10 protein-coding genes are annotated in these 11,839 nt (G+C 70.6%); 5 read left to right on the forward strand and 5 right to left on the reverse strand.

Features of this window, described 5'->3' with window-relative positions; translation table 11 throughout:
- Nucleotides 1-20: 20 nt before the first annotated feature.
- A complete protein-coding gene (gene xseA, locus ACIA73_RS06400; protein WP_399437134.1) occupies nt 21-1,232 on the reverse strand; it encodes an exodeoxyribonuclease VII large subunit in 1,212 nt (403 codons plus the stop codon).
- A 9-nt stretch (nt 1,233-1,241) separates the two neighbouring features.
- On the reverse strand, nt 1,242-2,795 hold the full coding sequence (locus tag ACIA73_RS06405; protein ID WP_399437135.1) for an APC family permease: 1,554 nt from the start codon (nt 2,793-2,795) through the stop codon (nt 1,242-1,244).
- A gap of 79 nt (nt 2,796-2,874) precedes the next feature.
- Here ACIA73_RS06405 and ACIA73_RS06410 point away from each other — a divergent pair, with 79 nt between their 5' ends.
- On the forward strand, nt 2,875-3,876 hold the full coding sequence (locus ACIA73_RS06410; RefSeq protein ID WP_399437136.1) for a 4-hydroxy-3-methylbut-2-enyl diphosphate reductase: 1,002 nt from the start codon (nt 2,875-2,877) through the stop codon (nt 3,874-3,876).
- Nucleotides 3,877-3,941: 65 nt separating this feature from the next.
- Nucleotides 3,942-4,679, forward strand: a complete 738-nt coding sequence (ppgK, locus tag ACIA73_RS06415; protein ID WP_399437137.1) for a polyphosphate--glucose phosphotransferase — start codon at nt 3,942-3,944, stop codon at nt 4,677-4,679.
- Nucleotides 4,680-4,769: 90 nt separating this feature from the next.
- Here ppgK and ACIA73_RS06420 read toward each other — a convergent pair whose 3' ends face one another.
- Nucleotides 4,770-5,444 carry a DUF6542 domain-containing protein gene (locus ACIA73_RS06420; protein WP_399437138.1) on the reverse strand — a complete coding sequence of 225 codons (675 nt, stop codon included), beginning with the start codon at nt 5,442-5,444 and terminating at the stop codon, nt 4,770-4,772.
- A gap of 237 nt (nt 5,445-5,681) precedes the next feature.
- Here ACIA73_RS06420 and ychF point away from each other — a divergent pair, with 237 nt between their 5' ends.
- Nucleotides 5,682-6,770 (forward strand): redox-regulated ATPase YchF, encoded by a 1,089-nt coding sequence (gene ychF, locus ACIA73_RS06425; protein WP_399437139.1) that lies wholly within the window; start codon nt 5,682-5,684, stop codon nt 6,768-6,770.
- 474 nt (nt 6,771-7,244) lie between these two features.
- Here the strand turns inward: ychF and ACIA73_RS06430 are convergent, their stop codons facing one another.
- Both ACIA73_RS06430 and ACIA73_RS06435 read right to left on the reverse strand, forming a co-directional pair.
- Nucleotides 7,245-8,372: an ABC transporter permease gene (locus ACIA73_RS06430; RefSeq protein ID WP_399437140.1), complete on the reverse strand. Its 1,128-nt coding sequence runs from the start codon at nt 8,370-8,372 to the stop codon at nt 7,245-7,247.
- Nucleotides 8,369-9,379 (reverse strand): ABC transporter ATP-binding protein, encoded by a 1,011-nt coding sequence (locus tag ACIA73_RS06435; protein ID WP_399437470.1) that lies wholly within the window; start codon nt 9,377-9,379, stop codon nt 8,369-8,371. The genes ACIA73_RS06430 and ACIA73_RS06435 overlap by 4 nt, the downstream gene beginning before the upstream one ends.
- Nucleotides 9,380-9,572: 193 nt before the next feature.
- On the opposite strand from ACIA73_RS06435, the gene ACIA73_RS06440 reads away from it, so the two are divergent.
- Together ACIA73_RS06440 and ACIA73_RS06445 are read left to right on the forward strand one after the other, a co-directional pair.
- Nucleotides 9,573-11,009, forward strand: a complete 1,437-nt coding sequence (locus ACIA73_RS06440; RefSeq protein ID WP_399437141.1) for a histidine kinase — start codon at nt 9,573-9,575, stop codon at nt 11,007-11,009.
- Nucleotides 11,010-11,133: 124 nt separating this feature from the next.
- On the forward strand, nt 11,134-11,790 hold the full coding sequence (locus tag ACIA73_RS06445) for a response regulator (protein WP_399437142.1): 657 nt from the start codon (nt 11,134-11,136) through the stop codon (nt 11,788-11,790).
- The last annotated feature ends 49 nt before the right edge of the window (nt 11,791-11,839 follow it).

Here is an 11,839-nt window from a genome sequence, read left to right on the forward strand (position 1 = left end):
ACGCCCCACCCGCCTCACCCTCACTCCACCACCCGCACCACAAACTCCCCCTCCGCCACCCGCGCCCGCAGCTCCTCGCCCCCGGCCACCTCCCCGGCCGCCCGCACCACTCCCCCGTTTCCCTTCTGCAACACCGCGTACCCGCGCTCCAACGTCGCCGCCGGCGACAACGCCACCACCCGCGCCCGGGTGTGCGACAGCTCCGAGTCCGCCCGGTCGAGCAGGTGCCCCAGCGTCCGCCTGCTCCGCGCCACCAGCGCGTCGACCTCCGCCTCCCGCTCCTCCACCATCCGCTGCGGCCGCTCCATCACTGGCCTGGCCAGCGCGGACGCCAGCCCCCGCTCCTCCCGGTCGAGCAGCCCCTGCACGGTCCGCAGCGCCCGGTCGCGCAGTCCCTGCACCCGGTCCAGCTCCTCACCCACGTCCGGTACGACCTTCTTGGCCGCGTCCGTGGGCGTCGAGGCCCGCAGGTCCGCCACCAGATCCAGCAGCGGTGAGTCCGGTTCGTGGCCGATGGCGGAGACGACCGGGGTACGGGCCGCGGCCACCGCCCGTACCAACTGCTCGTCGGAGAACGGCAACAGGTCCTCCACACTGCCGCCGCCCCGCGCCACGATGATCACGTCGACCTCGGGCAGCGCGTCCAGTTCCTTGATCGCCTGCACGACCTGCGGCACCGCGTGCACCCCCTGCACCGCCACCTGCCGTACCTCGAAACGGACGGCCGGCCAGCGCCGCCGCGCGTTCTCCAGTACGTCCCGCTCGGCGGCCGAGGCACGCCCGGTCACCAGGCCGATCAGCTGCGGCAGGAACGGAAGCTGCCGCTTGCGGTCCAGCGCGAACAGCCCCTCCCCCGCCAAGGACTTCTTCAACTGCTCCAGCCGGGCGAGCAGTTCACCGATCCCGACCGGCTTGATCTCGGAGGCCCGCAGCGAGAGCTGCCCCCTCGGCGCGTACCACTCGGGCTTCGCGAGCACCACGACGCGCGCACCCTCCGACACCACGTCGGCCACCGCGTCGAACACCTGCCGGTAGCAGGTCACCGACACCGAGATGTCGTGCGACGGATCGCGCAGCGTCAGAAAGACCACCCCGGCTCCCGGCCGCCGGGACAGCTGGGTGATCTGTCCCTCGACCCAGATCGCACCGAGCCTGTCGATCCATCCCCCGATCAGCCGGGAGACCTGACCGACCGGCAGAGGAGCATCCGCTGACGACGTATTGAGAGCCATGTACGAAGGCTAGCCGCGACCACCGACAACAGCCCCGGGCCCAGCCCCCGGACCGGCCCCGGATCCCGCACCGGCGCCAGCCCCCGGACCGGCCCCCCGCCTCCCCCGCTGAGCCACCAGCACCGCCAGCCCCACCACCAGCCACACCGCTCCCACCAACTGCGCGGTCCTGCTCGCCTCGAAGATCACCGCGAGCGCGATCGCCGCACCGGCCACCGGCACCAGCACATGCCGCCACCACACCGGCGGCCCCTCCTCACGGCGTACCGCGAACCAGCCGATCACCGAGGCGTGCAGCAGCACGAACGCGGTCAGCGCGCCGATGTCCACGACCGACACCAGGTGGTCCATTCCGTCACCGCGCCTGGCCGCCCAGACGGCCGCCACCAGCGTGACCACCGCTGCCAGACCGAGCGCCACCCTCGGCACCCCGGACTTCGCGTCCACCTTGGCCAGCACGCCCGGCAGCCGCCGCTCGCGCGCCATCGCGAACAGCAGCCGCCCGGCCGCCGCCTGCCCTGCCAGCGCCGCGAACGCCGCCCCGATCGCCTTGCTCACCGCCACCAGATCGTGCAGCCACGCCCCCACCGCCCCGTCCACCGCGTCGTAGAACGCCGTCCCCTGCTTCGACGGATCGGCGGCGAGATCGGCCGCCGAGACCGGCGAGAGCAGCGCCACCAGATACGTCTGTACGACGAAGAGCACGCCGACCAGCACCAGGCACAGCAGCACCGCCCTGGCGACCTTCGCGGAACCCCCGGTGACCTCCTCGGCGAAGGAGGCGATCGCGTCGAAGCCCAGATAGGAGAGCACCGCCACCGAGACCGCGCTCAGCACGGCCGCCAGCGAGAAGGACCCCATGGACCCGTCACCGGTCAGCGGCGACAGCCAGTCACGGGCAGCCCCGTTGCGTACCAGCACCACCACCGCCGCCACCACGAACACCACCAGCACGGCGATCTCCAGCGCGAGCACCGCGAAGCCGACCCGGGCGGCGGCCCGCACGCCCCACATGTTGAGCGCGGTCGTTACCAGCACGGCGATCGCCGTCCACACCCACTGCGACACCGACGGAATCAGCGCGTGCAGGGCGATCCCGGAGAAGAGGTAGGCGACCGCCGGGATCAGCAGGTAGTCGAGCATCGCCATCCACCCGGCGACGAATCCGGGGCCCTCACCGAGCGCCGCCCGCGCATAGGCGAAGACGGAACCCGCCTGAGGGACGACGCGGACCATCTGCGCGTAGCTGAACGCGGTGAACGCCATCGCGATGGTCGCGACGAGATAGACCAGGGCTACGGCGCCGTGCGACTTGGCGTCCAGGGTGCCGAAGACGCCGACCGGGGCCATCGGGGCGATGAACAGCAGCCCGTACACCACCAGGTCCCGGAAAGTGAGGCTCCGCTTGAGCCCCGGGCGCCCTGCCCCACCGGTGCCGCCGACGCCATCCACCGCACCGACACCGACTGCTCCACCCACACCACCCGTGCCGCCGTCCCCACGCCTCTCGCCGGCGCCACCCCCCTCGGTGGCTCCTGTCTGCCCGTCAGCGGTCCCCGGCATCTTTCCTCCGCACGTTTGTCGGCTACCCGCTCAGTCTTGCCCCCTGGCTGATCTTTGGCCTGTCGGGCACGGCCTTACGATGGGAGGCATGACTTCTACGCCTGCCCGCCCGTCTGCCAAGCGTGTGCTGCTTGCCGCTCCCCGCGGCTACTGCGCGGGCGTGGACCGCGCCGTCATCGCTGTTGAGAAGGCCCTTGAGCAGTACGGTGCGCCGATCTACGTCCGGCACGAGATCGTCCACAACAAGTACGTCGTCCAGACCCTGGAGAAGAAGGGTGCGATCTTCGTCGAGCAGACGGCGGAGGTCCCCGAGGGCTCCATCGTGATGTTCTCCGCGCACGGCGTCGCCCCGACCGTGCACGCCGAGGCCGCCGAGCGGAAGCTCGCGACGATCGACGCGACCTGCCCGCTGGTCACCAAGGTGCACAAGGAAGCCGTCCGGTACGCGAAGGACGACTACGACATCCTGCTGATCGGCCACGAGGGCCACGAGGAGGTCATCGGCACCTCCGGCGAGGCCCCCGACCACATCACCCTGGTCGACGGCCCCGAGGACGTCGCCAACGTCACCGTCCGCGACGAGTCGAAGGTCGTCTGGCTCTCCCAGACCACCCTCTCGGTCGACGAGACGATGGAGACGGTCGACGCCCTCAAGTCCAAGTTCCCCAACCTCCTCTCGCCGCCCAGCGACGACATCTGCTACGCCACCCAGAACCGCCAGATCGCGGTGAAGAAGCTGGCCGAGGACGCCGAGCTGGTCATCGTGGTGGGCTCCAAGAACTCCTCGAACTCGATCCGCATGGTCGAGGTCGCCCTGGACGCCGGCGCCCCCGCCGCGCACCTGGTGGACTTCGCCGACGAGATCGACGAGGCGTGGCTGGAGGGTGTGACGACGGTCGGCCTGACCTCGGGCGCCTCGGTGCCTGACGTGCTGGTCGACGGCGTACTGGAGTACCTCTCCGAGCGCGGTTACGGCGACGTGGAGACGGTGAAGACGGCCGACGAGTCGATCACCTTCTCGCTGCCGAAGGAGCTCCGCCGCGACCTGCGCCAGGAGGCTGCCGCGCTCGGCAGCAAGTAGTCGTTGAGAGGTCCTTCTTCCGTACCCCTCCGGTGACTGTCAGTGGTCCGTCGTACCGTGGATCCATGAACGTCTTCGGAGTGGACATCGGCGGTTCCGGCATCAAGGGCGCTCCCGTGGATCTGGAGCGGGGCGACCTGGCCGAGCCGCGGCACAAGGTGCTGACCCCGCACCCGGCCACGCCGGACAGCGTGATCGACGGCGTCAAGGAGGTCGTCGATCACTTCGGCTGGTCGGGCCCGGTCGGCATCACCTTCCCCGGCGTCGTCACGGACGGCATCACACGCACGGCGGCCAATGTCGACAAGGGCTGGGTGGACCTGGACGCCCGGGACCTGCTCGGCAAGCGCCTCGGCCTGCCGGTCACCGTGCTGAACGACGCGGACGCCGCGGGCGTCGCCGAAATGACCTTCGGCGCGGGCGCGAACCGCAAGGGCACCGTCTTCCTGCTCACCTTCGGCACCGGCATCGGCAGCGCCCTCTTCCTCGACGGCAAGCTGGTCCCCAACACCGAGCTGGGCCATCTGGAGCTGCACGGCCACGACGCGGAGAAGCACGCGTCGACCAAGGCCAAGGAGGACGAGGACCTGTCCTGGGAGCACTGGGCCAAGCGCGTCACCAAGTACCTGGCCCACGTCGAGATGCTCTTCTCCCCCTCCCTCTTCATCATCGGCGGCGGGGTCAGCCGCAAGGCCGACAAGTTCCTCCCCCTCATCGAGGGCATCCGGGCCGAGATCGTCCCGGCCCAGCTGCAGAACAACGCGGGGATCGTCGGAGCGGCGATGGCCGCGGCGAAGAGGTAGCGCCGGCGGCACCGAGAAGGCCCTTGCGCGCCTGTTCGCCTGCGCGCCTTCCGCCGCCCGTTCGCTTACTCGCTGCCGCCGCCCGTTCGCTTACTCGCTGCGCGGCCGCTGACGGCGTACGGCGGCAGGCTTGGGGCGTGTCCGTACGTCGCCGGGGGCGGCCTGCGGGCGGGACCCGGCCGCGGCCACCGCGGGCACCTCGGCGGCCGCCGGTGCCACAGCGGCCGGGGCGTGCGCACGGGCGCGCCTGCGCTGTCCCACCAGCCGGATCTTCCGTACGCCCACGATCAGTCCGGCGCCGAGCGTGCCCCCGTACAACCACCCCGCATGCACGGCCAGCGCGGTCACCACGGCCATGAACCGGCTGCCCACCCCGTCGCTGCCGCCCGCGATGGGCACCAGTCCGCAGACGAAGGCGATCGGCAGGCTGACCGGTGCGGTCACCAGGTCGGCGGGCCGCACCCACAGCGCGGTCAGCACGCTGACCGGCAGGAACAGCACGCCGTACACCACTGGCGACCCGTCGAACAGCAGCCGGTCGAGCAGCGCCAGCACCACCATGCTCAGCGAGGCGAACAGCCCGCCGCCGAGCCCGGTCAGCCGGGGATTGGGCAGCCGCCGCAGTGCGAGCACCACCGGCGCCACCGGCCGCGCGGGCCGTACGCTCCCCCGGTAGACGGTCGAGGTCTCGGCGGTGACCCCCTGCGCGGCGATGTGGTGCGGCCGGCGCTGAGGGGGGCGGGGACGGGTCCTGGGTTGCTCCACCGGACCAACGTAGGTCGCCGGACTGACGGATTCCGGGCTTGGACACGCCCTTTGGACGAGCTTGGGCTTGAGTTCGAGGGCGTACGGGAGCGGAACGGGCGCCGCAGGCGTGAAAGCGGGTCCAAAGCACCACGTCCCGCCCCGTACGACACCCTCACGCACCGCCCGTAAACTGGGGGATCGGTCGGCCCACTCCGGGCCGGTGCCACCCCCTCTCCGCTACGGGAAGTCGCCAACGTGTCGCTCACGATCGGAATCGTCGGTCTGCCGAATGTCGGCAAGTCGACCCTGTTCAACGCCCTGACCAAGAACGACGTGCTGGCGGCCAACTACCCGTTCGCCACCATCGAGCCGAACGTCGGCGTCGTGGGCGTCCCGGACCCCCGCCTGGCCGTCCTCGCGGGCATCTTCAACTCCCAGAAGATCCTCCCCGCCACGGTCGACTTCGTCGACATCGCCGGGATCGTCCGCGGCGCCTCGGAGGGCGAGGGCCTCGGCAACAAGTTCCTCGCGAACATCCGTGAGTCCGACGCGATCTGCCAGGTCATCCGCGCCTTCAAGGACGAGAACGTCGTCCACGTCGACGGCAAGGTGTCCCCCAAGGACGACATCGAGACGATCAACACCGAGCTGATCCTCGCCGACCTCCAGTCCGTCGAGAAGGCCGTCCCGCGCCTGACCAAGGAGTCCCGCCTCCAGAAGGAGAAGATCCTGGTCCTCGCCGCCGTCGAGAAGGCCCAGAAGATCCTGGAATCCGGCGAGACCCTCTTCTCCGCCGGCATCACCAAGGGCACCGAGACCGGCGACCTGCTCCACGAGCTGCACCTCCTCACCACGAAGCCGTTCCTCTACGTCTTCAACGTCGACGAGGACGAGCTGGTCGACGAAGACTTCAAGAACGAGCAGCGCGCGATCGTCGCCCCCGCCGAGGCCATCTTCCTCAACGCCAAGATCGAGTCCGAGCTCATCGAACTCGACGACGACGAGGCCCTCGAACTCCTCCAGTCGATGGGCCAGGAAGAGCCCGGCCTGGCCACCCTCGGCCGCGTCGGCTTCGACATCCTCGGCCTCCAGACCTACCTCACGGCAGGCCCCAAGGAGACCCGCGCCTGGACCATCCCCAAGGGCGCCACCGCCCCCGAGGCCGCCGGTGTCATCCACACCGACTTCCAGAAGGGCTTCATCAAGGCCGAGGTCATCTCCTTCGCCGACCTGGTCGAAACCGGGTCCGTCGCCGAAGCCCGCGCCAAGGGCAAGGCCCGCATGGAGGGCAAGGAATACGTCATGCAGGACGGCGACGTGGTGGAGTTCCGCTTCAACGTCTGAGGTTTTCGAACAGTGGCCCCCTGATCTGCGTCTTCGCGGTTCAGGGGGTCTTTCGCGTTCCGGTGCGGTGGAATTCCTGCGGAATGTTCAAGGGTGCGATTCGCGAGATGACCGGATGGATTCCCGCAGGTCAGGGCACTATGGGGGCTGCGACTTGGCGCCGTTCGGGAAACGTACGCTGGATTCCGGCTGGACGGTGCTGATCGATGAGCCAGTGTCTACTTGGTCACGGACCAGGAGATGGTGATCCTGGCGGCTCGATACCACTACTGAGTACGGCAGCACGCCAGGAACCCGTGCCGGCCCTCCTCCGGATCAAGCGTGGTCGGCCGATCGCCACGACACGCCCTTTCCGGCGGCTGGAACCTGGCTGGATCCCTATGTGAGTGGTTGCGCGCCTGCGGGCTCGCAGTCGGCGAGGGGCCGGCTCCTTCGGGAGTCGGCCCCTCGTGCTGTGCGGACGTTGCTCGTGGGTCACAGGAGGCGCTTGCGGGTCCATGGGACGAGGAAGGCGACGAGGGCGACGGTGAGGGTGAACATGATGCCCGCGCCGAGCCACTGCATGGTGGGCATCTGGGAGACCGGGAGGTAGTCGATGGCCCGGCCGACGATGTGGTGGGAGTCCAGGCAGGCGGCGTGGGCCTGAGCGTTGTCCAGTTTGTCGGTGCAGGTGAGCCAGTCCAGGCGCTCGCCGGAGCTGGTGAGGAAGGAGGTGCCCTGGCCCTGTTGGATGGCCTCGGCGGGCAGCTTCGGGAGGGCGGAATCGGGGCCGGCTCCGTGGTGGGTGGTGGCGGTCACGAGGTGGCCCAGGTCCAGCTTGAAGCGTCCCCAGAGCAGGCTGATGGCTCCGATGATGCCGAGAGTGACCACCATCGACACCAGTGTGCGGCGCAGCAGTACGCCGACGGTGACACCGACGGTGAAGGTGAGCAGGGCGTAGGCGACCGGCATGATCCCGGTGACGTTGAAGATGGCGGCGCTGGTCCACTCCAGGACGTCGGTGCGCCCCCTGACCGGGGTCCACCACCAGCGGAACACGATGCCGAGCAGGCCGGTGCACAGGGCGATCAGCGCGGCGGGCAGAGCGAACTTCATGGTGAGCCAGCGCAGTCGGCTGACCGACTGCGCGGTCACCAGCTTGGCGGTGCCGGTCTCCAGGTCGCCCGCGACGAGTGGGGCGCCGAGGAAGACGCCGACCAGGATCGGGGCGTAACCGAGGAAGTCCCCGGCCTGGGTCAGCCGGTCGAGGTAGGTCTCGAACTCGGCGGGCAGGCCGCCGGACCCCTGGGGGAGCGAGTCCAGGTAGTCCGTCATCCGGTCGCGCAGGAAGACCATGGCGGCCACCCCGATGAGGGTGAGGGCGATGAGGGTCCAGAACGCGGCGCGGTGCTGGCGCCAGACCAGCCAGGCCGTTCCGCCGAGGCGGAGGGGGCCGGACTTCGGGGGATTCGGTCCGCCGCTCGGGTGCCCGGCAGGGGGCTGGTGGGTTTGGTGGGGCTCATAGATCTCGTGGGTCTGATTGGTCTGCTGAGGCTGGTGGGCTCGCTGGGCCTCCTCGGCCTGCTCGGCCTGATTGCCCTGGTCGCGGAGGTGCGTGGTCATGCGGTCACAGCCTTCTGCCGGTCGTGGGTGAGGATGTCGTGGATGTCGCCGACGCGGGCGCTGGGGGCGATCAGCGGGGGTGCGTCGGGGGCTTCCAGATAGGCGAGCAGCAGTTCCTCCAGGGTGGGCGGTTCGGCCTGGGTGCCGTACTCGACCGGTCCGCCGAGGCGTGCCAGGACGCCGGGACGGCCTTCGCCAGGACGCCCTTCGCCAGGGCGGGAGTCACGGGATCCGATGACCGTGTGCGGCGCGAGGGCGGCGGGCGAGCTGTTGGCCGGGGCGGTGAACAGGGCGTGGGCGGCGCGGAGTTCGCTGACCTCGCCCGCGAGGCGCAGGCCTCCGTTCGCGATCACGAGGAGGTAGTCGCAGATGTACTGAAGCTCGGCGAGCATGTGGGAGGAGACCAGCACCGTGGTGCCGTGCTGGGCGGCCTCCGTGATCAGGGTCGCCATCAGTTCGCGGCGGACCAGCGGGTCCAGGTCGGACATCGGCTCGTCGAGGATGAGCAGGTCGGGGCGCTTGCCGAAGGCCAGGGCGAAGGCGACCCGGGTGCGCTGCCCGCCGGACAGGGTGCCGATCTTCGCTTCCATCGGCACCTGGCCCGCGCGGACGATGCCCTCCGCGATCCCCTGGTCCCAGCGGGGGTTGAGCTCACGGCCCAGCCGCAGCGTCTCGGCCACGGTGAAGCGCCGGAACAGCGGCTTCTCCTGGGTCAGGAACGCCGTGCGCAGCACCGCCTCCCGCGTCCCCGGTTCCGCGCCGAACACCCGCAGGGAGCCCGTCGTCGGCCGGATCATGTACGTGGCGAGGCTCATCAGCGTGCTCTTGCCGGCGCCGTTGGGGCCGACCAGGCCGCACACCCGGCCGGCCGGCAGCCGGAAGGAGACGTCCCTGAGGGCCCAGCCGCGCCGGTACTGCTTGCCGAGCCCACGGGCTTCGACGGCCGACTCGCCGCCGGGGTGTGCGTAGCCCGTCCCGGTTCCGTGCTGCGTGGGTGAATGGCCCATGGGGGACGCCGAGGGGGGCCGGACCGTGGTCATGACATGCTCCCTGTGGGGTGAAACCTGTGTGGTGGGAGGCGGGTGCCGCCCGGTGGACACCACTCTTCCCAGCCGTGTCGCACGGCGGATCGGGAGAAAGACGGATCATGCGCGGCCGGCTACGACTTTCGGCCGGTCGGCAGGAGGGACGGTGAGCGGGATGACCCGGGCAACGCACTCGGCGGCCACACCCACGGCGGCTGAGGGCACGACCAGACCCTCGGCGGCGGAGGCCACGGCCACACCCTCGGCGGCTGGAGGCACGGCCAGCTCCACAGCGGCGGGGAGCACGGCCAGATCCACGGCGGCGGAGGACGCCGCACCCGCAGGGGACGCAGCCGCACCCGCAGTGGCCGCAGGGGACGCAGCCGCACCCGCAGTGGCCGCAGGGGACGCGGCCACCCGCACAGCCGCGAAGCACAGGGACCGCACGCGCCCACTGCCCCCCATCGCCTGGCTGCTGCTGGTCGGCGGGCCGCTCGCTCTCGTCCTGCTCGACTGGACGGGTGGCCTCTACTGGGCCGACGGCGAGGGCCTCATCGTGGCCAAGGTGGCCGGCGTCGCGCCCGCCGTCGCACTCGTCGTCCTCTCGCCCCGGCTGGGCAGCCGGGCGCTGCCGAGGGCCGCCGGTGTCCTCGCCCTCGTGTCGCTGTGCATCTCGGTCCTGCTGCACTTCCGGATGTCGGTCGGCTCAATGGCGCTGGGATTCGCCGAGCCGGCCTGCCTCGGGTGGCTCCTGCTGGAGACCGCCCGGCGCGGAAAGCCGTCGTGGGCGGCACCGGCCGCCCTCCTGCTGTGCACGGCGATCGTGCTGCGGCCGGTGTCGGTCAACGCGAAGCAGTCGACGCTCATCGTGTCGCTGCTGTACGCCCTGGGAGCTGTCACAGCACTGGGTATCGGCCTGGGCATACGGCTGCTCCGGCAGGACCGGCGGCGGCAGGCGGCGGCTCTCAAGCTGGAGCAGCGCGCGGAGTTCGCCCGGGACCTGCACGACTTCGTCGCCCACCATGTCACCGGCATCGTGGTCCAGGCACAGGGCGCCCAGGCGGTCGCGGACCGGCGGCCGGAACTGGTGCCTCCCGCGCTGCGGCGGATCGAACAGGCCGGCTCGGAGGCACTGACCTCGATGCGGCACATGGTGGGGATGCTGCGCGCCGCCGACGGTGAACTGGCGCTGACCCCGCTGGCGGGCATCGGCGAACTGCGCGCCCTCGTCGAGGAGTTCTCGGCCGTCGGCGGTGCCCGGGCGCACCTCGCCCTGGAGGGAACCTTCGACGATCTACCGGTGGAGGTGACCACCACCGCACACCGGGTGGTGATGGAAGCCCTCACCAACGTACGCAAGCACGCCCAGGGCTGCACCGAGGTACGGGTCCGGGTGGAGCGCTCGGGCGAGCGGCTGACCGTCCGGGTCAGCGACGACGGACGGTCCCGTCACGCCTCCGGAATCGGTGGTTCCGGGGGCTTCGGGCTGAAGGGCCTGGCCGAGCGGGTGGACCTGATCGGCGGCACCATCCAGGCGGGCCCGACGACCGGGGGCGGCTGGGGCGTCGAGGCGTCGCTGCCGGTGGCCCCGGCGGGGGTGGCCGCGCGATGACCGTCCCTCACGTCCCACAACAGGCCCTGCCCACAACACAACAGGCACTCCCCACAACACAACAGGCACTGCCCACAACAGGAGTGACCACAACAGATGTGACCCCAACAGGAGTGACCACCCCATGACGATCCGAGTACTCCTCGCCGACGACCAGGCCATGGTCCGCGCCGGGTTCGCGATGATCCTCGCCGCCGAGGACGACATCGAGGTCGTCGGCGAGGCCACGGACGGGGTGCACGCCGTGGAACTCGCCGAGCGCCACCGGCCCGACGTCGTCCTGATGGACATCCGGATGCCCCGCATGGACGGACTGGAGGCGTTGCGCAGACTGACCCGCCCCGGCACCGTGAACCCGCCGAAGGTCGTCGTGGTCACCACCTTCGACGACGACGAGTACGTCCAACGCGCCCTGGCCGACGGCGCGTCCGGCTTCCTGCTCAAGGACTCGGGCCCCGCCCTCCTCGTCGAAGCCATCAGAGCCGCCTACTCCGGCGAGGCCCTGGTCAGCCCCGCCATCACCGTCCGGCTGCTGCGCCGCCTCCGCCCCACCACCCCCACCACCCACGAGCCGCACACCGCCCTCTCCGCCCGCGAGACGAGCCTCGTCCGCCTGGTGGCCCGAGGCCTGACCAACGCCGAGATCGCCACCGAACTCACCATCTCGGTCGGCACCGTGAAAACCCACCTCGGTAACGTCCAGAGCAAACTCGCCGCCCGCAACCGCGTCGAGATCGCCGCCTGGGCCTGGGAGTCGGGCCTGGTGAACGGCCGGGATTAGAGCCCCGGCAGAGACAACCTCCGCCCCGTCGAACCCCTCATTCCATATA

This window comes from Streptomyces sp. NPDC051561 (assembly GCF_044454195.1).
Classification (GTDB): Bacteria; Actinomycetota; Actinomycetes; order Streptomycetales; family Streptomycetaceae; genus Streptomyces.

Bases quoted from the DNA above. Each gene is read 5' to 3' on its own strand.
- ACIA73_RS06435 (WP_399437470.1), bottom strand. From the start codon at position 9,379: ATGGGCCATTCACCCACGCAGCACGGAACCGGGACGGGCTACGCACAC.
- ACIA73_RS06430 (WP_399437140.1), bottom strand. From the start codon at position 8,372: ATGACCACGCACCTCCGCGACCAGGGCAATCAGGCCGAGCAGGCCGAG.
- ACIA73_RS06440 (WP_399437141.1), top strand. From the start codon at position 9,573: ATGACCCGGGCAACGCACTCGGCGGCCACACCCACGGCGGCTGAGGGC.
- ACIA73_RS06410 (WP_399437136.1), top strand. From the start codon at position 2,875: ATGGGAGGCATGACTTCTACGCCTGCCCGCCCGTCTGCCAAGCGTGTG.
- xseA (WP_399437134.1), bottom strand. From the start codon at position 1,232: ATGGCTCTCAATACGTCGTCAGCGGATGCTCCTCTGCCGGTCGGTCAG.
- ppgK (WP_399437137.1), top strand. From the start codon at position 3,942: ATGAACGTCTTCGGAGTGGACATCGGCGGTTCCGGCATCAAGGGCGCT.
- ACIA73_RS06445 (WP_399437142.1), top strand. From the start codon at position 11,134: ATGACGATCCGAGTACTCCTCGCCGACGACCAGGCCATGGTCCGCGCC.
- ACIA73_RS06405 (WP_399437135.1), bottom strand. From the start codon at position 2,795: ATGCCGGGGACCGCTGACGGGCAGACAGGAGCCACCGAGGGGGGTGGC.